This is a genomic window from Pseudomonas sp. GW821-FHT03A09, assembly GCF_059421065.1.
The window spans coordinates 18,976-42,317 of the sequence record NZ_JBWKUX010000014.1 but is presented as its reverse complement, the minus strand read 5'-3'; the positions used below and the strand labels follow the sequence as shown (position 1 = coordinate 42,317).

Here is a 23,342-nt window from a genome sequence, read left to right as displayed (position 1 = left end):
CTCATTGCCCGGAATGCAAAGCCTCTGATCGAAAACCGCTAGTCGGGAGGGGGAGTGACGACTATTATGCGCGCCTTCGAATTCAGCCTCTACAAGGCGCAAACCCATGCTAGTACTGGGACTTGAAACCTCCTGCGACGAAACCGGTGTCGCACTTTACGACAGTGAACGCGGGCTTTTGGCCGATGCACTGTTCAGTCAGATAGACCTGCATCGTGCTTATGGCGGTGTAGTGCCGGAGCTGGCCAGCCGCGATCACGTCAAACGCATGCTGCCGTTGATTCGCCAGGTGTTGGATGAGGCTGGCTGCGTGCCGACCGAGATCGACGCTATTGCCTACACTGCCGGCCCAGGATTGGTTGGAGCCCTGCTGGTGGGGGCTTCTTGTGCGCAAGCGCTGGCCTTCGCCTGGGGCATTCCGGCCCTCGGTGTGCACCATATGGAAGGCCATTTACTGGCCCCCATGCTGGAAAAAACACCGCCAGAGTTCCCGTTCGTCGCTTTGTTGGTTTCCGGCGGCCATACGCAGCTGGTTCAGGTCGATGGCATTGGCCAATACACCCTGTTGGGCGAATCTTTGGACGACGCTGCCGGTGAAGCTTTCGACAAAACCGCGAAGATGATGGGCCTCAACTATCCCGGTGGTCCGGAAATCGCGCGTCTGGCCGAAAAGGGCGTACCGGGTCGCTATACCTTCCCGCGTCCGATGTGTGATCGCCCTGGCTTGATGTTCAGCTTCAGTGGCTTGAAAACCTCGGCACTCAATACCTGGCAACAAAGCGTCAGCGCCGGGGACGACAGTGAGCAAGCCCGTTGCGACATTGCGCTGGCGTTCCAGCAGGCCGTGGTGGAGACTTTGACCATCAAGTGCAAGCGCGCCCTGAAACAGGCGGGTATGAAGCGCCTGGTGATCGCTGGCGGCGTCAGCGCCAACAAGGCCCTGCGTGCCTCGCTGGAAAAAATGCTTGGCGACATGAAGGGCGACGTGTTTTACGCGCGCCCCGAGTTCTGCACCGACAACGGCGCGATGATCGCCTATGCCGGTTGCCAGCGCTTGCAGGCCGGGCAGCATGAAAGCCTGGCGATCAGTGTGCAGGCACGTTGGCCGATGGAGCAGCTTTCACCGTTGTAAGGGGGCAGCGTGAGCCGGGCTCATCGACGGTATTTAAAAATGCCGTTCGCGCCCGGCAAACAGGTCGCGTAAATTGCCGCGGTGGCGCCAGACGATCAGCAGTGTCAGCACGCTCATCGGCAACAGCGCCGCAGGTTCTTGCCAGGCCAGCAACGGCAGGGTGAGCGGTGTGGCGATCAGGGCTGCCAGTGAGCTGGTGCGGGTCAGATAGAAGGTCAATAACCAAGCCAGTACGGCCAACAACGCCGCTGGTGGGTAGATCCCCAGTAGCATGCCCGCCGCTGTAGCGACGCCTTTGCCGCCGCGAAAGCGAAAGTACAGCGGAAACAGATGGCCCAGGACGGCACACACGCCCACCCAGGCTTGCTGTTGCAGGGAAAGGCCGACAAAGCTGGCGATCAGCACGGGAAACAGGCCCTTGCAGATATCCCCAAGCAGCGTCAGTACGGCGAGTTTCTTGCCGGCCAGACGCAACATATTGGTGGCGCCGGCATTGCCTGAGCCACTCATTCGCGGGTCGGGATTTCCCGTGAGGCGGCTGAGCAAAATGGCGAAGGACAGCGAGCCGAGCAGGTAGGCGAGAATCGCCAGTGACCAAAACATGCTAACTATTCCGGGCGAGGACGCCCTGATTCTAACGGGGCATCGCGCCCTTGTCGTGCTGCGGAGAAGAGTGCTTGGACAGAGTGTTTATCGAGGGCCTGGAAGTCGACACCGTGATCGGGGCCTACGACTGGGAGCGCGGCATCAAGCAATGCCTGCGCCTGGACCTGAGCTTCGCCTGGGATAACCGCCCAGCTGCGGCGGGTGACGACCTGACCCTGGCACTGGATTACGCCAGCGTATCGGCGCGTATCCAGGCCTTTGCCGAGCACGCCCAATTCCAGCTGGTGGAAACCTTTGCCGAGCGTCTGGCCGAAGTGCTGATGAGCGAATTTCAGATTCCCTGGCTGCACCTCAAATTGACCAAGCCGGGTGCCGTGCCGGCCGCCAGGGGCGTGGGCGTGGAGATCGAGCGCGGATGTCGCTAACTCAGGTTTACCTTGGCCTTGGCAGCAATATCGAGCGCGAGTCTCACCTCTGCGCCGGCCTGGATGCGCTGGCGGGGTTCTTGGTCGATATGCGTTGTTCGGCGGTGTTCGAAAGCCAGCCGGTGGGTATCAAGAGCGGACCGTTTTTCAACCTGGTGGTGTCGGCGCATACCGACCTGCCGTTGATGGAGCTGGACCGCCGGTTGAAATTCATCGAGGCCGACAATGGTCGCTATGCACCGGATCGCAAGGGCCTGCCGCTGGATATCGACGTGCTGCTGTATGGCGAGTTGGTGGGCAACTTCGATGGTTTGATCCTGCCGCGTGCCGAGATCCTGAAAAACGCCTTTGTGTTGTGGCCGCTGTCGTTGATGGCTCCGGATCGCGTGCATCCTGAGGCGGGCAAGACCCTGGCTGAGCTGTGGCGCGACACCCGGATCGACCAAGTGCTGGCCCCTGTCGGGTTCGAATGGCAGGGCCAGCAGTTGACTCCGAGCACGCTCCTATAGGGCGTGCTGTTCCTTGTAGGCTTTCAGCGTTTTCAACCTCTCGTGCTTGAGCGCTTCGCCCAGCTCTGGGCCTTTGAAGCCCTTCTCCAGTAGTGGTGCCACCGCCACTTCGCGCGCAGCCTTCGCTGCTCCGCGCAAGTAATCCGCCTGTGGATAACTTCTCTGTTCCAGACCCTTGCGGCCTCGGGCGTCCATTTCACACGCCACAACAAACTCTTCAAATCGCTGCGGCCGACGGTAAACGTCGAAACTTTGTAGTAACTCCAGCAATGTCGAGGCTTTCAGCTCAAGCGCACGATGCCCGTGGGTGTGATATTGGCCGACCAGCAGCGCCAGCTCCTGGCAATCCCTTGGCACTTTGAAGCGTTCATTGACGGCCTTGATCAGCTTCAAACCCCGGTGTTCATGGGCAATGTGCTGCGGCAACTTATCCACAGGTGTGGTGCCTTTGCCCAAGTCGTGCAGTAGGCAGGCCCAGCGCACGGTCAGTGGCTGCTGATGCAAGGCCGCCTGTTCCAGAACACTCAAGGTGTGTATGCCGGTGTCGATTTCAGGGTGATGGGCTTCGGGTTGTGGGACACCGAACAGTGCGTTCACTTCCGGCATCAAGGTTTTCAGCGCATCGCAATCGCGCAGTACCTGGATGAATACCTGGGGCTGATCTTCCATGAGTGCGCGGGAGATTTCTTTCCAGCTGCGCTCCGGGGTCAGGGCTTCCAGTTCGCCGGATTCGCTGAGTTGGCGCATCAGCTCCAGGGTTTGCGGTGCAACGGTGAAGCCCAAAGGGGCGTAGCGCGCAGCGAAGCGGGCAACACGCAGGACTCGAAGGGGATCTTCGGCGAATGCAGGGGAAACGTGGCGTAGAATACGCGCCTCAAGATCAAGCTGGCCGTCATAAGGATCGGTCAGGTTGCCGTCGTCGTCCTCTGCCATGGCATTGATGGTCAGGTCGCGGCGGATCAAGTCTTCTTCCAGCGTGACCTCGGGGCTGGCGTGAAATACAAAGCCACCGTAACCCCTGCCGCTCTTGCGTTCGGTGCGGGCGAGCGCGTATTCGTCGCCGTTTTTCGGGTCGAGGAACACCGGGAAGTCCGAGCCTACCGGCTTGTAGCCCTTGGCGAGCATTTCTTCAGTGGTCGCACCGACCACCACGCGGTCGATGTCGGTGACTTTGATGCCCAGCAGGCGGTCACGCACCGCACCGCCGACTTTGTAGATTTTCATGAAAAAGCCTCCATTAGCGGCACAGGATACCGCCTGTGCCTGACCAATGGAGGCTTTGCCGTTTCAGAGATGAACGACGGCCAGGTCCAGGCGGCCGTAGTCGTTGTCGTTGTGATCGGTACGGGGCGGCACATGGTGAGTCTTCATCACTTGATCGCCTTGCAGGGTTTCGAGGTGAATGTCGAAGCCCCACAGCCGGTGCAGGTGTTTGAGCACTTCCTCAGTGGACTCGCCCAAGGGTTTGCGATCGTGTTGCTGGTGGCGCAGGGTCAGCGAACGGTCGCCGCGTACGTCAATGCTGTAGATCTGCACGTTAGGCTCACGATTGCCCAGGTTGTACTGCGCCGCCAGGGTTTCGCGGATGGTGCGGTAACCTGGTTCATCGTGGATGGCCGGCACCACCAGGTCATCCTTGAGATCGTCATCGAGGATGCTGAACAGCTTGAGATCGCGAATCACCTGGGGTGACAGGTACTGCAGGATGAAGCTCTCATCCTTGAAGCTGCTCATGGCGAATTTGATGGTCGACAACCAGTCGCTGCCGGCGATCTCCGGGAACCAGCGGCGGTCTTCCTCAGTGGGGTGCTCGCACATGCGGCGGATATCGCGGTACATGGCAAAGCCGAGTGCATAGGGATTGATGCCGTTGTAGTACGGGCTATCGAAGCCCGGCTGGAACACCACGCTGGTGTGGGAGGTGAGGAACTCCATCATGAAGCCGTCGGTGACCAGGCCCTCGTCGTACAGGTCGTTCATCAAGGTGTAGTGCCAGAATGTTGCCCAGCCCTCGTTCATTACCTGGGTCTGGCGCTGTGGGTAAAAGTATTGGGCAATCTTGCGCACGATACGCACAATTTCCCGTTGCCACGGCTCAAGCAGCGGAGCGTGTTTCTCCAGGAAATAAAGGATGTTTTCCTGAGGTTCGGCGGGGAAGCGCGCATTATCCTTGTCGCTGTTTTTGCCGGCGCGCTTGGGGATGGTGCGCCACAGGTCGTTGATTTGCTTCTGCAGATGCTCCTCGCGTTCCTTCTGGCGCAGGCGTTCTTCTTCGGCGGAGATCGGGTAAGGGCGTTTGTAGCGGTCGACGCCGTAGTTCATCAGGGCGTGGCAGGAGTCGAGCAAATCCTCTACCGCGTCGATACCGTGGCGCTCTTCGCACTGCATGATGTACTGCTTGGCGAACACCAGGTAATCGATGATTGAGCTGGCATCCGTCCAGGTACGGAACAGGTAATTGCCCTTGAAGAAGCTGTTATGCCCGTAGCAGGCATGGGCCACTACCAGTGCCTGCATGCAGATGGTGTTTTCTTCCATCAGGTAGGCGATGCACGGGTCGGAGTTGATGACGATCTCGTAGGCCAGTCCCATCTGGCCGCGGGTGTAGGATTTCTCGGTACTGAGGAAGTGTTTGCCATAGGACCAATGGTGATAGCCCAAAGGCATGCCCACCGACGCATAGGCATCCATCATCTGCTCGGCGGTGATGACCTCGATCTGGTTGGGGTAGGTGTCCAGCGCATAACCGGCCGCGATACGGCTGATTTCCCGGTCATAGGCCTGGATCAGTTCAAAGGTCCACTCGGAGCCCGTGGAAATGGGTTGGCGTTTTTGCTCTTTTTTGGCGGTCATGTCACTAACCTGCGCTGGAAGAGTTCACGGAAGACCGGGTAGATATCGCCGGCCGAGACCAGTTGCTGCTGGGCGAAGGTATCGGCAAAGGCTTCGCCGATGCGCTCGTATTCGAACCACAGGGCCTGATGCTCACGGGGGGTGATTTCAACATAAGTGTAGTACTGCACGAACGGCATGATCTGGTTGATCAGGATGTCGCGGCAGATGGGCGAGTCATCGTTCCAGTTGTCGCCGTCGGAGGCTTGGGCGGCGTAGATGTTCCACTCGTTGGCCGGGTAGCGTTCCGCCATGATCTCCTGCATCAACTTCAGTGCGCTGGACACGATGGTGCCGCCGGTTTCCCGGGAGTAGAAGAACTCTTCTTCGTCCACTTCACGTGCGCTGGTGTGATGGCGGATGAACACCACGTCGATTTTGTCGTAGTTCCGCTTGAGAAACAGGTACAGCAGGATGAAGAAGCGTTTGGCGATGTCCTTGGTGGCCTGGGTCATGGAGCCGGAGACGTCCATCAGGCAGAACATCACTGCCTTGGAGCTGGGGTTGGGCTGTTTCACCAACAGGTTGTACTTGAGGTCGAAGGTGTCGAGAAACGGCACACGGTGAATGCGCGCACTAAGTTTCTCTATTTCCGCCTCGATTTGCTGGATATCGCCGAAGTTGTCTGGTTCTTCACGCTTCAGGCGTGCCAGTTCCTCTTTGGCTTCCTTCAATTTGGCGCGGCTGCTGCCTGACAGGGCAATGCGCCGGGCATGGGCCGAACGCAGGGTACGGATGATATTGATGCGCGAAGGGTTGCCTTCGTTGCTGATGCCGGCGCGCACGGTCTTGAAGGTGTCGGTGCCGGTCAGGTTGCGCTTGACCAGGTTGGGCAGCTCCAGGTCTTCGAACATGAACTCGAGGAATTCTTCCTGGGTGATCTGGAACACGAACTCATCCATACCTTCGCCGGAGTTACCGGCTTTTCCCGGGCCTTTGCCGCCGCCTCCGCCTTGGGGGCGCTGGATATGTTCGCCGGTGGTGAATTCCTTGTTGCCCGGGTGTACGACGGTTTGCTTGCCACCACGGCCATGGTGCAGCACCGGTTCGTCGATGTCCCTTCCAGGAATACTGATTTGTTCGCCATGCTCCATGTCGGTGATGGAGCGGCGGCTGACGGCCTCTTCAACGGCCTTTTTGATGTGGTCACGGTAACGCCGCAGGAAACGCTGGCGGTTTACCGTGCTCTTGTTCTTGCCATTGAGGCGTCGGTCGATCACATAGCTCATGGGGAGCCCTCCGGGCAGCTTCACGTTACAAGCTTCAAGCCGCGAGCTGGAAGCTTAGAGACAAGCGGTCGGCTGCCAGGCCGGTGGCCTGGCAGCGTGCGCCCGTCGCTGCCTTACTGCGATTTGCGAACCCGCAGATACCACTCAGAGAGCAGCCGTACCTGTTTGTCGGTGTAGCCACGCTCGACCATTCGTGTGACGAAGTCGTTGTGTTTTTGCTGGTCCTCCTTGCTGGCCTTGGCGTTGAAGCTGATGACCGGCAGCAAATCCTCGGTGTTGGAGAACATTTTCTTCTCGATGACCACCCGCAGCTTTTCGTAGCTGAGCCAGGTCGGGTTCTTGCCGTTGTTGTTGGCGCGGGCGCGCAGCACGAAGTTGACGATCTCGTTGCGGAAGTCCTTCGGATTGCTGATACCGGCGGGTTTCTCGATTTTTTCCAGTTCCTCGTTGAGTGCCACGCGGTTGAGGATTTCTCCGGTTTCCGGATCGCGGTATTCCTGGTCCTGAATCCAGAAGTCGGCGTACAGCACGTAGCGGTCGAAGATGTTCTGGCCGTACTCGCTGTAGGACTCCAGATAGGCGGTCTGGATTTCCTTGCCGATGAACTCGATGTAGCGCGGCGCCAGGTATTCCTTGAGGAAGCGCAGGTAGCGTTCGCGGGTTTCGGCCTGGAACTGTTCCTGTTCGATCTGTTGTTCGAGCACGTAGAGCAAGTGCACCGGGTTGGCGGCGATCTCGTGAGGGTCGAAGTTGAAGACCTTGGAGAGAATCTTGAACGCAAAGCGCGTCGACAGGCCGTTCATGCCTTCGTCCACGCCAGCCGTATCGCGATACTCCTGGATCGACTTGGCCTTGGGATCGGTGTCCTTGAGGTTTTCGCCGTCGTATACGCGCATCTTCGAATAGATATTCGAGTTTTCCGGCTCCTTGAGGCGCGATAGCACGGTGAACTGCGCCAGCATCTTCAAGGTATCAGGCGCGCAATGGGCCTTGGCCAGGGAGCTGTTGAACAGCAGCTTGTCGTAAATCTTGATCTCATCGCTGACCCGCAGGCAGTACGGCACTTTGACGATGTAGATCCGGTCGATGAAGGCTTCGTTGTTCTTGTTGTTGCGGAAGGTGTGCCATTCCGATTCGTTGGAGTGGGCCAGCAGGATACCGGTGAACGGAATCGCGCCCAGGCCTTCGGTGCTGTTGTAGTTACCTTCCTGGGTGGCGGTGAGCAGTGGGTGCAGCACCTTGATCGGCGCCTTGAACATCTCCACGAACTCCATCAGGCCCTGGTTGGCCCGGCACAGCGCGCCAGAGTAGCTGTAGGCATCAGCGTCGTTCTGAGGGAATTCTTCGAGTTTGCGGATATCGACTTTACCGACCAGGGCCGAAATATCCTGGTTGTTCTCATCCCCCGGTTCGGTCTTGGCTACGCCGATCTGGTTGAGGATCGACGGGTAGAGCTTCACCACGCGGAACTGGCTGATGTCCCCACCAAACTCGGACAGGCGCTTGGTGGCCCAGGGCGACATGATGGTATTGAGGTAGCGCCGTGGGATGCCAAAGTCTTCTTCGAGGATCGCGCCATCTTCTGTGGCGTTGAACAGGCCCAAGGGCGACTCGAATACCGGTGAGCCCTTGATGGCGTAGAAGGGCACTTTCTCGATCAATTGTTTGAGCTTTTCGGCCAGGGACGACTTGCCGCCGCCGACCGGGCCGAGCAAGTAGAGGATCTGTTTCTTCTCTTCCAGGCCTTGGGCGGCATGGCGGAAGTAGGAGACGATCTGGTCGATGCATTCTTCCATGCCATGGAAGTCTTCAAAGGCCGGGTAGCGGCGGATCACCTTGTTGGAGAATATCCGCGACAGGCGCGAATTGTTCGAGGTGTCTATCAACTCCGGCTCGCCGATTGCCAACAGCAGGCGCTCGGCGGCAGATGCGTAGGTGCTGCGGTCCTGTTTGCACAGCTCAAGATACTCTTGCAGCGTGAGTTCTTCCTGCTGTGTGGATGCGAAGCGTTGTTGGAAGTGGCTGAAAATACTCATGACGTCGTCACCTCGCTCGATACGTGGAGCCGACGCCGGATCAATCAGTCGATGCTGGCAGACATTGGCGGACGCCAATGGCTGTTTTCCCCCCAGAACACCCTGAAACGCTACCGATGACCCGCACGCCGGTGTACCGGCTCTCCCCTGATTCGGATGGCCTGCGCTTAAGGATAGTTCGGAATCCGGGAGGTCAAGGCGCGATGCGTAATTAGTTTGGCTGCGCCGTTCGTCAGAAACGGCGCGAGCCCAAGCTTCACGCGGGGTAGCGGGGTGTGAAAAAAATTATTGCGAATCGCCAGAAGAAATTTCTGCAGGATAAGTCGTACGCCACAGCTCAAAGCCGCCGTCCAGGCTATAGACGTCGGAGAAGCCCTGGCTGATCAGGTAGGCGGCGGCACTCTGGCTGGAATTGCCGTGATAGCAGGCCACGATCACGGGCGCGTCGAGGTCGGCAGCGCGAATGAAGTCGGCGATGTTGACGTTGTCCAGGTGCTGGGCGCCGGTGATGTGGGCGGCCATATAAGTCGGCTGGTCACGGATGTCGACCACTACGGCACCTTTCGTGCGCAGGGCCTGGGCTTGTTCGGGAGGGATACGTTTGAATTCGCTCATGGCGGGCTCCTATGGCTTGGCGGTGGCCGGCAGTGTTACGGAAAGAGGGGACTCACACCGGCAGCTCAGATGTTCGCCGGTGTCGATGTTCATCAAGGTCATGGCGCCGCCCCACACGCAACCGGTGTCGAGGGCATACACGCCAGGTTCTTCGCACTTGCCTTCCAGGGCTGCCCAGTGACCGAAGATGATCTTCGTGTCGCGGGTCTTGCGTTCTTTATGGGCAAACCAAGGCTTGTATCCGGGCAGTGCGGTGTCGACGCCTTCTTTGCTTTTGAGGTCCAGCTTGCCCTCGGCGGTGCAGAAGCGCATGCGTGTGAAATAGTTGGTGATCACTCGCAGACGGGTAACGCCGGTGAGGTCGTTGTCCCACTTCACCGGTTCGTTGCCGTACATGCCATCGAGATAGGCGGTGTAGAGGTTGTCGTCGGCCAGCGCGGTTTCCACTTCGGCGGCACATTTGAGTGCTTTTTTCAGCGACCACTGGGGCGCGATACCCGCATGGACCAGCGCCATGTTGCGGCCTTCATCGTAATGCATGAGCTTTTGCCGGCGCAGCCAGTCGAGTAGCTCGGCACGATCCGGTGCTTCGAGAATTTCCCGCAGGGTGTCGCCTTTTTTCAGGCGCTCGATGTTGTTGCCGGCCGCCAGTAAGTGCAGGTCATGGTTGCCCAGTACGCACACCAGCGAGTCGCGCAAGCGATAGAGATAGCGCAAGGTTTCCAAGGACTGTGGGCCACGGTTGACCAAGTCACCCACCAACCACAGGCGATCGTTCACCGGGTCGAAGTTCACTCGTTCAAGCAGGCACTTGAGAGGCTCCAGGCAGCCCTGCAGGTCGCCGACCGCGTAGGTTGCCATCAGTGCAGAGCTCCCGGCACCGCAAGACGGAAGGGCGCGATGATGGCGTCGAACAGTTGGCCGTCGGTGGCCTTCATTTGATACGAGCCTTGCATGGTGCCGACCTTGGAGGTCATGACCGTGCCGCTGCTGTAGGTGTGGCTGGCGCCGCTGTCGATCAAGGGTTGCTGGCCGACAACGCCCGCACCGCGCACTTCCTCTACCTGACCGTCGCCGTCTGTGATCACCCAGTGGCGCGACAGCAGTTTGGCCGGCACCAGCCCGTTGTTCTTCACCGTGACGGTGTAGGCAAAGGCAAAACGGTTGTGTTCAGGTTGCGATTGGTCCGCGAGGAAGCGGGTGACGACGCTGACGTCGATCTGGTAGCGAGGATCGGACATGCGAGAGGCCTTAAAAGCAAAAGCGGAGGACGGCAGATGCGGATCAGTCTAGGCCATGAGGCGGTGCATAGGCCAGACTTGCCGTCCGGCCGATGCACCTCTGGCTTTAGTCCGCAGTCGGTGCTGGTTGAATGGCTAGCTGGTCGGCCAGGCGCACGAACGCGGCCAAGTCCAGTTGCTCGGGGCGCAGGCTGCCATCGACGCCGGCTGCTTCGATTTCGGCATTGCTCAGCAGCGCCTTGAGCGTATTGCGCAAGGTCTTGCGGCGCTGGTTGAATGCTTCACGTACCACGCGCTCCAGCAGGCGATGGTCCTTGGCCGGGTGCGGCAGTACGGCGTGCGGCACTAGTCGCACGATGGCCGAGTCGACCTTCGGCGGCGGATTGAACGCTCCAGGGCCGACGTTGAACAAGTGCTCTACGCGGCAATGGTACTGGACCATGATCGACAGGCGACCCCAGTCGCCACCGCCTGGGCCTGCCGCCAAACGCTCAACCACTTCCTTTTGCAGCATGAAGTGCATGTCGCGGATGATGCTGGCGTTGTTCAGCAGGTGGAAAATCAGCGGCGTGGAGATGTTATACGGCAGGTTGCCGACAACACGCAGGCTGTTGGGCGCCGCATTGAGGCTGTTGAAGTCGAACTTCAGTGCGTCGCCCTGGTGCAGGTTGAAATTGGGTTTGCCGGCAAACTGCTGGTTGAGGATCGGGATCAGGTCCTTGTCCAACTCAACCACGTCCAGTTGACCGCCGCTGGCCAACAGGCCTTGGGTCAATGCGCCTTGGCCCGGACCGATTTCCAACAGGCGGTCTTCGGGCTTGGCATGGATGGAGCGCAGGATACGGTCGATCACGCCGGCGTCGTGCAGGAAGTTCTGCCCGAAGCGCTTGCGCGCCCGGTGTTGGTAGTGCTCAGTCATATACGGGTCTCGGCCATCTGATAGGCGGTTTCCAGGGCCACGTGCAGGCTGCCGGTATCGATCTTGCCGCTGCCCGCCAGGTCCAGGGCGGTGCCATGGTCTACGGAGGTGCGGATGATCGGCAGGCCCAGTGTCACGTTGACTGCGGCGCCGAAGCCTTTGTATTTCAACACGGGCAGCCCCTGGTCATGGTACATCGCCAGCACTGCGTCGCAGTGCTCCAGATATTTGGGGGTAAACAGAGTGTCTGCAGGCAGTGGGCCACGCAGGTCCATGCCTTCTTGGCGCAAACGCTCTAATGTCGGTTCAATGATGTCGATTTCTTCATGGCCCAAGTGCCCACCTTCGCCGGCGTGGGGGTTGAGCCCACAGACTAGGATACGCGGTTGGGCGATGCCGAATTTCTGTTGCAGGTCGGTGTGCAGGATGCGTGTAACACGCTCCACGCGTTCGGCGGTGATGGCGTCCGCAATATCACGCAGTGGCAGATGCGTCGTTACCAACGCAACGCGTAAGCCGCGAGTAGCCAGCATCATCACGACTTGAGCGGTGTGGGTCAGTTCAGCGAGGAATTCGGTATGACCGGAAAAAGCGATACCGGACTCGTTGATCACACCCTTGTGCACAGGGGCAGTGATCATGCCGGCGAAATCGCCATCAATGCAGCCTTGCCCGGCACGGGTCAGGGTTTCCAGCACAAAGGCCGCATTGGCCTTGTTCAGTTGCCCGGCCACCACTTTGGCCAGCAGCGGGGTATCCCACACATACAGGCTGCCAGCAGGGGCGGGCAGGTCGGGCCAGTTGCCTGGCGCCACGTCCAGCAAACTGACAACCACACCCAGCTGCGCGGCCCGCTCAAGGAGCAGATCGCGGCTGGTAATGGCAATCAGGGGGTGTGGCTGGGCTTGCGAGGCGAGCAGCAGGCACAGGTCAGGACCAATGCCGGCCGGCTCGCCGGGTGTCAGCGCGAAACGCTGGGGTTTCACTGGGCTGCCTGGTCGGTGCCTGTTTGCTCGGCGCCTGACAGCTTGTTCTCAACGTAAGCTTCGTCACGGATCTGACGCAGCCAGGTCTGCAGCTCTTCGTCGTATTTGCGGTTACGCAACACGGTCAGGGCTTGTTGCTCGCGAGCCTGGGTGGTGTTGTCAGTGGCGCGACGGCCAAGGACTTCCAGCACATGCCAGCCATATTGGGTCTTGAACGGCTTGGACAGGACGCCTTGCGGGGTCTTGGCCATCACTTCCTGGAACTCCGGCACCAGTGCCTTCGGGTCGATCCAGTTCAAGTCGCCGCCGTTAAGTGCGGAACCTGGATCTTCCGAGAAGCTCTTGGCCAGGGTGGCGAAGTCTTCACCGCCTTCGATGCGGTCATAGATCTTCTGGGCCAGTTCCTTGGTTTGGGCTTCGGTGCGGATCTCGCTTGGCTTGACCAGAATGTGGCGAACATGAACTTCGTCTTTCAGCGAAGTCTCGCCGCCGCGCTTGCCCAGCAACTTGAGGATGATGAAGCCGCCAGGTGTACGGGCAGGTTGTGTGATACCGCCCACTTCCATTGCGCTGAGTTCACGGTCGAACGGAGGTGGCAGTTGAGCGGCTTTACGCCAGCCCATGTCACCACCGTCCAGTGCGTTATCGCTGCCGGACACGGCAATGGCGGTCTGAGCAAAGTCAGCGCCCGCCTTCAGGCGGTCATAAACAGCCTGGGTTTTTGCGGCTGCAGCGTTGAGCTGTTCGGCGCTGGCGCTGTCCGGTGTCGGGATCAGGATGTTGGCCAGGTGCAGTTCTTCGGAAAGCTGCATCTTGCCCAAGTCGGAAGCCAGGAAGTTCTTCACTTCCTGCTCGGACACTTGAACCCGCTCGGCCACACGGCGTTGACGCACACGGCTGATGATCATTTCACGCTTGATCTGGTCACGAGCGTCCTCATAGGACAGGCCATCGTGAGCCAGGGCGGCGCGGAACTGATCAATGCTCATGTTGTTGCGCTGAGCGATGGTGCCTACGGCCTGGTTCAGCTCTTCATCCGAGATGCGGATGCCGGAGCGCTCGCCGATCTGCAGCTGCAGGTTCTCAACGATCAGGCGCTCCAGCACCTGGGGTTCCAGGACGCTGGTCGGCGGTACACCACCGCCACGCTTGGCGATGGTTTGCTGAACTTCCTTGACCCGTTGGTCCAGCTGGCTTTGCATGATCACGTCGTTATCGACGATGGCCGCTACTTTATCCAGCTGTTGCACGGCAGCGTGTGCCGATACGGTGCTCAGGAACAGCGCGCCCAGCACTAGCGGGCGCAGACAATCAGAAAGCTTGATCTTCACGTTCACGATAACCTTGAATGCCTTTGTCGAGGAAGCTCTCTACCTTGGCGCCGGTCAGGCCGCCGAGTCCTTTGAGGACGATCTGGAAGAAGAGCCCGTGGTCACCCTTTTCGTTAAGGGGGGCGATCTGGGTATATTCGTCGTTGGAAACCCAGTAACGGTTGATGACACGCAGTTTCCAGCAGCAGTTGTCGTACTCGAAACCACCGAACGCTTCCAGGGTGCGGTTACGGGCATAGTCATACTGCCAGCGGGTGATCAGGTTCCACTGGGGAACGATCGGCCACATCATCGAGAAGTCGTGTTGCTGGATTTTGTAGTAATCCTTGATGAACGTGGATGGGTCCGATGGGCTGCCATAGTCGCCGCCAAACTGCCATTTACCCGTTAGTTGGTTGTAGACCACCTGGTCGTTGCGATAGCGATAACCAACGTTGATGACCTTGTTCGGGTTGTCTTCCGGCTGATAGTGGAACATCGCGCTGCCGGAGCGTGGACTGTGGCTGGTTGGGTCCCAGTTGTAGTCAGCTGTGGCGCGCCAGTCGCGGTTGAAGCGGAACGAGTAGTCCAGGGCGATCGGCGAAACGTTTTCGTGGGCATCGTCGCGGGTAGCCGCGTCAACACCTGGCAATTGAACTTCACGATCCTTGAAGTACACGGCCTGGCCGATACTGATACGTTGACGCTCAAGACCATCGTCCTGAATCCAGCGACTGGTCAGGCCCAACGACAGTTTATTTTCATCGCCGATACGGTCACCGCCAGTGAAGCGATTGTCGCGGAACAGCGAGTCGAAGCTGAATGGAGTTTCGCTGGAATCGAATACTGGAATGTCCTTCTGGTCTTTCTCAGGTACATAGAGATAGAACAGGCGTGGTTCCAGGGTTTGACGGTAGTTACTACCAAACCATTGGGTGTTGCGGTCGAAGTAGAGGCCGCTGTCGATACTGGCAATAGGTACTGCACGGTCTTGGGAGCTATTGAACGACTCACCCAGCGCCGAAGCGCCCAATCGATTGACTAACAGATCGTTCTTGCCGGTGCTGTCCAGATCAAGATCGTACTTGGTATAGACGTACTTGAGTTTTGGGGTAATGAAACCGTAGGTCCAGTTCAATGGCAGCGATACGCTCGGCGCCGCGTTCAGGCGTGTGCCATTGGCGCGGTTCAGACCAAGAACGTTGTTATCGAGACGGGAAGTTACTACCCCGTTCTCGTCGGTGTAGTTACCCTTCTGGAGATCTCGTTCGAACCGCACCGCTTCGGTTTCATACGCGAAGTCCAGCCCGCCAGGATGATACGGCAGTGCCCCGTTGAAGGTTACCTGCGGCAAGCGGTCGTATGGCGTGAACTGTGCAACGGTCGCTAGTTGGTAAGCCTGGACGTTCAGACGCGCCTGATAAGTGTCGCCACGATAGGTCAGGGAGCCCTGCTGGTTAACAAAGTCACGACTCTCGACACCTTCCTCATAGGACTTCAAATCCTGGAAGTAGTACGGGTCACTGATCTTGGTGTAGTCGACTTGTTGCAGCAAGCGAGAGTCCAAACCGCCCTTATGCTGCCAGTTGAGCATGTACCGAGTTTTTTCGGAGTCCGTCTGCCCACTGCGTTCGTTGTTTTCGTCGTTCAGGTACGCCCCCCCAAACTGCCCTTCACTCGACTTGGTGAGGTAGCGGAATTCGCCTTCCATCAACAAACCGCGCTTGGTCATGTATTGCGGGTACAACGTGGCGTCGTAGTTCGGTGCCAGGTTGAAGTAGTACGGCGTAACCAGAGTGAAGCCGGTTTCGCTGCCGGTGCTGAAGCTCGGCGGCAGGAAGCCGGATTGACGACGGTTGTCGATCGGGAAATAGATGTAAGGGGTGTAGAGGATCGGAATGTTCTTGATCCGCAACGTCGCGTTGGTCGCCGTACCGAAACCGGTGGCGGGGTTCAACGTGATGTTGTTGCCCTTTAGCTGCCAGGCGTTGCTGTCTGGCTCGCAAGTGGTGTACGTACCGTCCTTGAGACGGATGATCGCGTTCTCTGCACGCTTGGCGTACAGCGCGTTACCGCGGATGCGTGACTTGTGCATCACGTATTCGGCGTTGTCGATCTGGGCTGCACCGGTGTCGAGCTGCACCTCGGCATGGTCACCGACGATCAGGGCACCGTTGTCGCGCAAGCGAACGTTGCCGTTCAGCTCGCCACGGTTTTCTGCCTGATACAGGCTGGCTTCCTGAGCTTCCAACTGCATGCTGCCCTGGCGCATGACGACGTCACCGGCCAAGGTTGCGATCTGCTGTTCCTGCTCATAGCGAGAGGCTTTGGCGCCGATGAAGGTCGGCGCGTCGCTCTTGTCCGTCTTGTCGTTCATGCCAGGACGAGTCGGCTCGATGTACGCACCACCGCAATAAGGGCCGGTTTCGGCCAACTGGGCTGCGGTGAGCTTATCGCGAGGCACCCAGTCCAAGTGGCTGTAGTCGGCGCTGCGCGAACGCAGGCCACGGCCCTTGGACTCGGTAACCAGCATGGTCTTGGGTTCGGCGTTGGCGCTGCCGCCGGCTTCGCCCTGTGGCGTACCGTTGGCCGAGCTGATGGCCGAGCCATCATGCACCGGGCGCGGTGGCAATGGGGCGGCGGCGGTCTTCGGCGCGCAATCCCAGGCACCCGAAGCAGAGACTGAGCAGTCATACTGTTCCGCGGCGACCACGAATGAGGTGGCGAAAGGTTGCATGGCCAGCAGACTGCCGGTTACCAGCAACGGAAATTTTCTACGAAACGCGGGGGATTTCAATGCCATCTTATTAGTCCGGGCTTCCTGCGTGCCATCTGCCCGCGGTTTGGGCCGCACGCCTCTCGATGGTCTGAAAAAGATGCGTGATAATAAAGCATGCCCCGCTTGACGGCTAGCGCCGTCGGAGACCCTTGTAATGCCCGAGCAAGATCTACGTTTACAACAGCTGGAAGTCTGGCTGGATGAGCAATTACCGATCCTTTTCAATGCCCAGGGTTGGGGTGCCGTACCCCCGGCCACATTGACCGCGGCCAGCAGCGACGCGAGTTTCAGGCGTTACTTCCGATGGGAAGGCGGCGCGCATACGTTCGTGGTCATGGACGCGCCACCGCCCCAGGAAAACTGCAAACCTTTCGTCGATATTGCAGATTTGCTGGCGAAATCAGGGATAAACGTGCCAAAAATTTATGCAGAAGATTTGCCGCGCGGCTTCCTTTTGCTAAACGACCTGGGCAGAAAAACCTATCTGGACGTGATTGACGCTGGAAACGCCGATCAATTGTTTACCGATGCCATCGATGCGCTGCTGGCCTTTCAACAATTGCCAATGGACGCACCATTGCCCAGCTACGACGTCGCCTTGCTGCGCCGCGAACTTGAATTGTTTCCCGAGTGGTACGTTCGCCGGCACCTGGGTATCGAATTCGATACTCGGCAACGAGACCTCTGGCAACGCGTCAGTGAACAACTGATCGACAGCGCCCTGGCCCAGCCAAAGGTGCTGGTGCATCGCGATTTCATGCCACGCAACCTGATGATCAGCGAGCCCAACCCAGGCGTGCTGGACTTCCAGGATGCGGTCTACGGTCCGGTGACCTATGACATCACGTGCCTGTTCAAGGATGCGTTCCTCAGTTGGCCTCAGGCTCGTGTGCGGGAATGGCAGCGCGGTTATTGGGAGCGCGCGGTGCAACTGGGTATTCCCGTGCAAGCCGACTTCGAAGATTTCCTGCGTGCCAGCGACCTGATGGGCGTGCAGCGCCACCTCAAGGTGATCGGCATCTTTGCGCGCATCTGCCATCGTGATGGCAAGCCACGCTACCTGGCCGACGTGCCGCGTTTCTTTGCTTATATAGAAGCGGTGCTCGCTGACCGGCCTGAATTGCACGAACTGGGTGAGTTGTTTGCCACCTTGCGCGAACCTGCCGAGGCGATTGTATGAAGGCGATGATCCTCGCCGCCGGCAAAGGCGAGCGCATGCGCCCGCTGACGCTGCATACGCCCAAGCCGCTGGTGCAGGCGGGCGGCAAGCGCCTGATCGAATATCACCTTGAGGCTCTGGCGAAGGCCGGCTTCACCGAGGTTGTGATCAACCATGCGTGGCTCGGTCAGCAGATCGAAAGCTATCTGGGTGACGGCGCTCGGTATGGCCTGAATATCCAGTACTCGCCGGAAGGCGAGCCGCTGGAAACCGGCGGCGGGATTTTCCAAGCGTTGCCGTTGCTGGGTGATGAGCCCTTTCTGGTAGTCAACGGTGATATCTGGACCGACTACGACTTCACCCGGTTGCGTCAGCCGCTCCAGGGCCAGGCCCACCTGGTGATGGTGGATAACCCGGCGCATCACCCATCGGGTGGCGATTTCTACCTGGACCAGGGTTTGCTTCATGATGCAGCGCCCGGTGCCGATAACCTGACCTTCAGTGGCATTTCAGTACTCGACCCCCAGTTGTTCGCGGGTTGCAGTGCCGGTGCCTTCAAGTTGGCGCCGCTGCTGCGGGCGGCGATGGCCAAAGGTTTGGTAACGGGGGAGCACATGGCGGGACGCTGGATTGATGTGGGCACCTTGGAGCGCCTGGCGCAGGTCGAAACCCTGCTGACTGCGGAGCAATAAGATGTTATGGCCAGGGACGCTGATTGGCGCCGGGGCTGGCTTTGCCATTGCCAGTATTCCGGGGGCCTTGTTGGGGGCCTTGTTGGGACAGGCGCTGGATCGCCGGCTGCAATTGCAGAGTTGGGCACAGCTGCGCGAGCGCCTGGGCGGGCGGCCAGCGCTGCGCAATGATGAGTTGCTGTTTGTGCTACTGGGCAGACTGGCCAAGAGCAATGGCCGGGTGGTGGATGGACATATCCAGCAGGCACGCCAGGAAATGCGTGCGCTCGACATGAGCGAGCCCGCCCAGCGACGCGCCATCACCGCGTTCAACCGTGGCAAGTCCGGGAGTGATCGGGTGCGCAACTATTTGCGCGTACTCAAGGCGCAACCCCATGCGGCAGAGGGCGTATTGCGCGCCTGCTGGCGCATGGCCTGGGCCGACGGCAGGGCGGATGACGCGGAGCGTGACTTGATTGATCTGTGGGGCAAGTGGCTAGGCTGGACCCCGCAACAGTTGCAGGCACTGGCAGCCGATTACGCCCCGGAGCGCAAGCCCCTGGCCAACCGAGGCGGAGCCTATCAGGAAGCGTTGCGAATTCTGGGGGTAACGGCGACCACGGAACCCTCGGTTATCAAGCGCGCCTATCGTCGGCTGCTCAGCCGCCACCATCCGGACAAGATAGCCGGCACTGGCGCCAGCCCAGCGCAAGTGCGCGAGGCCACCGAACGAACCCGCGAGCTGCATAACGCCTATGCGTTGATCCGCGAGCGCAGGGATTTCCGATAGCGGTCGGATTTGAAAGTGGCCACCCAATTCACTGTGGGAGCAGGCTTGCCTGCGATGACGGACTGTCAGTGACCACTGCCAAACTGACCCGCCGCAATCGCAGGCAAGCCAGCTCCCACATTTGATCGGTTCAGTCTGCAACGGCTTGCGGGCTCAACCAACCGCGAACCCGCCGATACAACTGTTCCTGCTCGGCCGAACTATTGCCGGGTACGGTCTTGAGGGATACCTGCTTATAGCCATCATTCTTCCCGCGCTTGGCCGCCTGAAGACGTGCCAGGGCGTTTTTACGTTCCAGGGAACTGTCTTGGTAGAAAATATCTGCCGTCGGCACTTTCAGAGCTGGAGCCACTTGTTGCAAATCCGGCTGGCGACCCATCGGGGTCTTGCCGGCCACCATCACCAGCTTGTGCACTTGGGCCGGTTGTTTCTCGCTCAGGTAGCGTGCGGCCCACCAGGCACCACTGCCATGGCCGAGCAGTACCACGCTGCGGGCGCTCTGGGTCTGGGCAAAGGCCACGGCGGCATCTATACGGTCGAAAATGCGCTTGGCGTCGTTCTTGTCCTGTTCTTCCGCACCCGGCACCACCGCTGGGTCGGTGCCTTCGGCTTCGGCGCTGGCGGCTTGTTCGATCGGCTTGGCGGCGGTGCTGCCGTCTTTACTGCTGGTGTCGACCGTGGCTTTAGGCGCTTCGATCACCCGAGGCGGCAGGGTGTCCATGCTTACGTCGGGTAGCGTCAGGCTGAGGCTGCCCCAGTTGGCATCGGGCAGTTTGCGGCGCAATGGTCCGATTGCTTGCGGCCAGTCTGCATTTTCCCCGGTGCCGGGGACGATAATCACCACACCTTCCGGTTCGGCGCTGTTGGCGGGTTTCCACAAGGCCAGGAATGAATCGCTGCCGGCCTGCAACTGTTGCTGTTCGTGCTGCGGAATATTGCGCTCCAGGGCGCTGGCTTCTGCTTGGCTGCGCTCGGGCAGCGGTTGGCGTTCGACGGGTTTTTCGGCAGTGGGCGCGGGGGCGTCGGCGGCCTGAACGGAAAAGGTACTGGTCAGTAGCAGCGACAGGCACAAGGTTGCCAGTGTCGAGCGGTGGAAAGGTGCCATCGTTGATTCCCAGCCAGAAATGATTCCAGCAGCCTAATAGGTTGGTCATTGTTTGTCAGTGATGGGTTATCGGCGGTTCGGGCGATGCCTTGATGGCCGTATCATTGAACTCGTGAATGATGGGCAACCCGCAATCCCGAGCTACGCTTGTGCCAGCCCATTTCTGAATAAGAGGCCGCGCACATGAGTACTTCCTCATTCAAGATCGCCCACAAACTGCTGACCGGTGCTGGCGCCATCGAACAACTCGCTTTTGAGCTTACGCGCCTGGATGTGGATAACCCGCTGATAGTCACCGATGCTGCGTTGGTCGACTCCGGCACGGTGGCACTGGCGTTGGAGCATCTGGGCGAACGCAGTTATGAAATTTTTGACCGTGTTCTGCCCGACCCGGAAATCGCCATTGTCGAAGACTGCATGCGGGTGTACCGCGAAGGCGGGCATGACGGGCTGATCGGTCTGGGCGGCGGCAGTGCCATCGATATCGCCAAAAGCGTCGCGGCCTATGCCGGTTACCACGGTGCCCTGGCAGATCTGTTCGGTGTCGACCAGGTGCCGCGCAAGGGGCCGCCGCTGATCGCCATCCCGACCACCGCCGGCACTGGCTCGGAGGTGACCAATGTGGCGATCCTCTCGGATAAGAGCGCGCAACTGAAAAAAGGCATCGTCAGCGATTACCTGCTGCCGGATGTCGCACTGATCAGCCCGCAAATGACCCTCACCTGCCCACGCAGTGTCACCGCCGCCAGTGGCGTGGATGCGTTGGTGCATGCCGTCGAGTCCTACCTGTCGTTGAATGCCTCGCCGATCACGGATGCCTTGGCCATCGGTGCGATCAAACTGATTGCCAGCGCGCTGCCCAAGACTTACGCCAACCCGGGGCACCTTCAAGCCCGTGACGACATGGCCACCGCGAGCTTGATGGCGGGCATGGCGTTCGGGAACGCCGGAGTGGGGGCGGTGCATGCCTTGGCGTACCCGTTGGGTGGACGCTTCCATATCGGGCATGGCGTGAGTAATGCGCTGTTGCTGCCCTACGTGATGCAGTGGAACAAGTTGGCCTGTGTCGAACGCATGCGCGACATTGCCCAGGCCATGGGCGTGAATATCGCGGGGTTAAGTGTGGTGGACGCCGCCGACCAAGCCGTCGAGGCGATGACGCGACTGTGTGCCGCAGTAGAGATCCCGGCAGGCCTGCGCAGCTTCGGGGTTCCCGAGGACGCGATCCCGGCCATGGCCATGGAGGCGGCCGGCATTGAACGGCTGATGCGCAACAATCCGCGCAAGCTCAGTGTGGCGGATATCGAGAAAATCTACCGGGCGGCGTACTAGCCATTGAGCCAGGTCACGGTGCGCGCGGCAAAGCATGAGGTATACAATGCGCGCCATCGTGATTTAGCTCAAAAAAGGTGCGTCATGCAGCCCTTCGTCATTGCTCCATCGATTCTCTCCGCCGACTTCGCCCGACTGGGTGAGGAAGTGGACAAGGTATTGGCCGCCGGTGCGGACTTCGTGCACTTCGATGTCATGGACAACCACTACGTGCCCAACCTGACCATTGGCCCGATGGTCTGCGCGGCGCTGCGCAAGTACGGCATCACCGCGCCGATCGATGCACACCTGATGGTCAGCCCGGTAGACCGCATCATCGGCGACTTCGTCGAAGCCGGCGCGACTTACATCACCTTCCACCCGGAAGCCTCGCTGCACGTCGACCGTACCCTGCAACTTATCCACGAAGGCGGCTGCAAGGCCGGCCTGGTGTTCAACCCGGCCACCCCGTTGAGCGTGCTTGAGTACGTAATGGACAAGGTCGACATGATCTTGCTGATGAGCGTCAACCCTGGCTTCGGTGGGCAGAAGTTCATCCCTGGCACCCTGAACAAACTGCGCGAAGCCCGCGCACTGATCGATGCCTCGGGCCGTGATATCCGCCTGGAAATCGACGGTGGGGTTAACGTTAATAACATCCGTGAAATCGCAGCCGCAGGTGCCGACACCTTTGTGGCCGGTTCGGCGATCTTCAATGCTCCCAACTATCAGGAAGTCATCGACAAAATGCGGGCCGAACTGGCGCTGGCGCGTCCATGAGCGGCTTTGAGCAGCTGTTCCCCGGCAAACTGCCACGGCTGGTGATGTTCGATCTGGACGGTACCTTGATCGATTCGGTGCCTGACCTGGCGGCGGCGGTGGATGAGATGCTGCTCAAGCTGGGGCGCAAACCTGCCGGGATCGAGGCGGTGCGTGAGTGGGTCGGCAATGGCGCGCAGATGCTGGTGCGCCGGGCCTTGGCCAATCACATCGACGCCGACGGCGTGGATGATGTGGAGGCCGAACACGCACTGGAGCTGTTCAACGCCGCCTATGAAAGCAGCCACGAACTCACCGTGGTTTACCCTGGCGTGCGCGACACCCTCAAGTGGTTGAGCAAGCAGGGTGTGGAAATGGCGCTGATCACCAACAAGCCAGAGCGCTTCGTCGCGCCCCTGTTGGATGAGATGAAAATCGGCCGCTATTTCCGCTGGATCATCGGCGGCGATACCCTGCCGCAGAAGAAACCCGACCCGGCGGCGCTGTTTTTCGTGATGAAAATGGCCAATATCCCGGCGTCCCAGTCGTTGTTTGTCGGCGATTCGCGCAGTGATGTGTTGGCGGCGAAAGCAGCAGGCGTGCAGTGTGTGGCGTTGAGCTATGGCTACAACCATGGTCGGCCGATTGCCGAAGAGTCTCCGGCGCTGGTGATTGATGACCTGCGACGGCTAATCCCCGGTTGCTTGGAAGCGGGCGCTGAGATAACGTTGCCCGACATTGATTCAACCCCTTCTGGAAATTCCATCGTGGTGGTCACTCGCAAACTCTGGATGAAAGTCATCAAGGCCCTGGCCCGCTGGCGTTGGCGCGCCTGACTGATCCTCGCCGCACGCTGCGGCACTTTTGC

22 protein-coding genes are annotated in these 23,342 nt (G+C 59.5%); 9 read left to right on the top strand and 13 right to left on the bottom strand.

Features of this window, described 5'->3' with window-relative positions; all coding sequences use genetic code 11:
• Positions 1-106: 106 nt before the first annotated feature.
• Entirely contained in the window at positions 107-1,132 is a 1,026-nt protein-coding gene (tsaD, locus tag AC07V4_RS22155; RefSeq protein ID WP_492634841.1) for a tRNA (adenosine(37)-N6)-threonylcarbamoyltransferase complex transferase subunit TsaD, read from the top strand.
• Between the two features lie 33 nt (positions 1,133-1,165).
• On the opposite strand, the gene plsY is transcribed toward tsaD, so the two are convergent.
• A complete protein-coding gene (plsY, locus tag AC07V4_RS22150; RefSeq protein WP_492634840.1) occupies positions 1,166-1,735 on the bottom strand; it encodes a glycerol-3-phosphate 1-O-acyltransferase PlsY in 570 nt (189 codons plus the stop codon).
• 74 nt (positions 1,736-1,809) lie between these two features.
• Between plsY and folB the strand changes: the two genes are divergently transcribed.
• Both folB and folK read left to right on the top strand, forming a co-directional pair.
• Entirely contained in the window at positions 1,810-2,163 is a 354-nt protein-coding gene (folB, locus tag AC07V4_RS22145) for a dihydroneopterin aldolase (protein ID WP_431753644.1), read from the top strand.
• Positions 2,154-2,672, top strand: a complete 519-nt coding sequence (folK, locus tag AC07V4_RS22140) for a 2-amino-4-hydroxy-6-hydroxymethyldihydropteridine diphosphokinase (protein ID WP_492634839.1) — start codon at positions 2,154-2,156, stop codon at positions 2,670-2,672. The genes folB and folK overlap by 10 nt, the downstream gene beginning before the upstream one ends.
• Here the strand turns inward: folK and AC07V4_RS22135 are convergent.
• From AC07V4_RS22135 to AC07V4_RS22085, 11 genes are all read right to left on the bottom strand, one after another.
• A complete protein-coding gene (locus tag AC07V4_RS22135; RefSeq protein ID WP_492634838.1) occupies positions 2,667-3,896 on the bottom strand; it encodes a multifunctional CCA addition/repair protein in 1,230 nt (409 codons plus the stop codon). The two genes, folK and AC07V4_RS22135, sit on opposite strands and share 6 nt — an antisense overlap.
• A 63-nt stretch (positions 3,897-3,959) precedes the next feature.
• Positions 3,960-5,525, bottom strand: a complete 1,566-nt coding sequence (locus AC07V4_RS22130) for a SpoVR family protein (protein ID WP_010206982.1) — start codon at positions 5,523-5,525, stop codon at positions 3,960-3,962.
• Positions 5,522-6,793, bottom strand: a complete 1,272-nt coding sequence (locus tag AC07V4_RS22125; RefSeq protein WP_017138057.1) for a YeaH/YhbH family protein — start codon at positions 6,791-6,793, stop codon at positions 5,522-5,524. The genes AC07V4_RS22130 and AC07V4_RS22125 overlap by 4 nt, the downstream gene beginning before the upstream one ends.
• Before the next feature lie 113 nt (positions 6,794-6,906).
• Positions 6,907-8,829 (bottom strand): PrkA family serine protein kinase, encoded by a 1,923-nt coding sequence (locus AC07V4_RS22120; RefSeq protein ID WP_431753641.1) that lies wholly within the window; start codon positions 8,827-8,829, stop codon positions 6,907-6,909.
• Positions 8,830-9,114: 285 nt separating this feature from the next.
• The gene (gene glpE, locus AC07V4_RS22115) at positions 9,115-9,444 is read right to left on the bottom strand and encodes a thiosulfate sulfurtransferase GlpE (protein ID WP_492634837.1); all 330 of its coding nucleotides are present in this window, start codon (positions 9,442-9,444) and stop codon (positions 9,115-9,117) included.
• 9 nt (positions 9,445-9,453) lie between these two features.
• Positions 9,454-10,305 (bottom strand): symmetrical bis(5'-nucleosyl)-tetraphosphatase, encoded by an 852-nt coding sequence (locus tag AC07V4_RS22110; RefSeq protein ID WP_492634836.1) that lies wholly within the window; start codon positions 10,303-10,305, stop codon positions 9,454-9,456.
• Positions 10,305-10,685 (bottom strand): Co2+/Mg2+ efflux facilitator ApaG/CorD, encoded by a 381-nt coding sequence (gene apaG, locus AC07V4_RS22105; RefSeq protein WP_123717318.1) that lies wholly within the window; start codon positions 10,683-10,685, stop codon positions 10,305-10,307. The genes AC07V4_RS22110 and apaG overlap by 1 nt, the downstream gene beginning before the upstream one ends.
• Positions 10,686-10,791: 106 nt before the next feature.
• Entirely contained in the window at positions 10,792-11,604 is an 813-nt protein-coding gene (gene rsmA / locus AC07V4_RS22100) for a 16S rRNA (adenine(1518)-N(6)/adenine(1519)-N(6))-dimethyltransferase RsmA (protein WP_492634835.1), read from the bottom strand.
• Complete coding sequence (pdxA, locus tag AC07V4_RS22095; protein ID WP_492634834.1) at positions 11,601-12,590, bottom strand: 4-hydroxythreonine-4-phosphate dehydrogenase PdxA; 990 nt, start codon at positions 12,588-12,590, stop codon at positions 11,601-11,603. The genes rsmA and pdxA overlap by 4 nt, the downstream gene beginning before the upstream one ends.
• The gene (locus AC07V4_RS22090) at positions 12,587-13,927 is read right to left on the bottom strand and encodes a peptidylprolyl isomerase (protein WP_492634833.1); all 1,341 of its coding nucleotides are present in this window, start codon (positions 13,925-13,927) and stop codon (positions 12,587-12,589) included. Before AC07V4_RS22090 ends, pdxA begins: the two co-directional genes overlap by 4 nt.
• On the bottom strand, positions 13,902-16,703 hold the full coding sequence (locus AC07V4_RS22085) for an LPS assembly protein LptD (RefSeq protein WP_492634832.1): 2,802 nt from the start codon (positions 16,701-16,703) through the stop codon (positions 13,902-13,904). The genes AC07V4_RS22090 and AC07V4_RS22085 overlap by 26 nt, the downstream gene beginning before the upstream one ends.
• A gap of 130 nt (positions 16,704-16,833) precedes the next feature.
• On the opposite strand from AC07V4_RS22085, the gene AC07V4_RS22080 reads away from it, so the two are divergent.
• The 3 genes from AC07V4_RS22080 to AC07V4_RS22070 are packed head-to-tail and all read left to right on the top strand — an operon-like array spanning position 16,834 to position 19,299.
• Complete coding sequence (locus tag AC07V4_RS22080) at positions 16,834-17,859, top strand: aminoglycoside phosphotransferase family protein (RefSeq protein WP_431753634.1); 1,026 nt, start codon at positions 16,834-16,836, stop codon at positions 17,857-17,859.
• Complete coding sequence (murU, locus tag AC07V4_RS22075; protein ID WP_492634831.1) at positions 17,856-18,530, top strand: N-acetylmuramate alpha-1-phosphate uridylyltransferase MurU; 675 nt, start codon at positions 17,856-17,858, stop codon at positions 18,528-18,530. The genes AC07V4_RS22080 and murU overlap by 4 nt, the downstream gene beginning before the upstream one ends.
• A 1-nt stretch (position 18,531) precedes the next feature.
• Positions 18,532-19,299: a TerB family tellurite resistance protein gene (locus AC07V4_RS22070; protein ID WP_492634830.1), complete on the top strand. Its 768-nt coding sequence runs from the start codon at positions 18,532-18,534 to the stop codon at positions 19,297-19,299.
• A gap of 130 nt (positions 19,300-19,429) precedes the next feature.
• Here the strand turns inward: AC07V4_RS22070 and AC07V4_RS22065 are convergent, their stop codons facing one another.
• Positions 19,430-20,404, bottom strand: a complete 975-nt coding sequence (locus AC07V4_RS22065; RefSeq protein WP_492634829.1) for an alpha/beta hydrolase family protein — start codon at positions 20,402-20,404, stop codon at positions 19,430-19,432.
• Between the two features lie 183 nt (positions 20,405-20,587).
• Here AC07V4_RS22065 and AC07V4_RS22060 point away from each other — a divergent pair, with 183 nt between their 5' ends.
• The 3 genes from AC07V4_RS22060 (at position 20,588) to AC07V4_RS22050 (ending at position 23,310) form a co-directional block, all read left to right on the top strand.
• Positions 20,588-21,736, top strand: a complete 1,149-nt coding sequence (locus AC07V4_RS22060) for an iron-containing alcohol dehydrogenase (RefSeq protein WP_492634828.1) — start codon at positions 20,588-20,590, stop codon at positions 21,734-21,736.
• Positions 21,737-21,820: 84 nt separating this feature from the next.
• On the top strand, positions 21,821-22,495 hold the full coding sequence (gene rpe, locus AC07V4_RS22055; protein ID WP_492634827.1) for a ribulose-phosphate 3-epimerase: 675 nt from the start codon (positions 21,821-21,823) through the stop codon (positions 22,493-22,495).
• The gene (locus AC07V4_RS22050) at positions 22,492-23,310 is read left to right on the top strand and encodes a phosphoglycolate phosphatase (RefSeq protein WP_492634826.1); all 819 of its coding nucleotides are present in this window, start codon (positions 22,492-22,494) and stop codon (positions 23,308-23,310) included. The genes rpe and AC07V4_RS22050 overlap by 4 nt, the downstream gene beginning before the upstream one ends.
• The last annotated feature ends 32 nt before the right edge of the window (positions 23,311-23,342 follow it).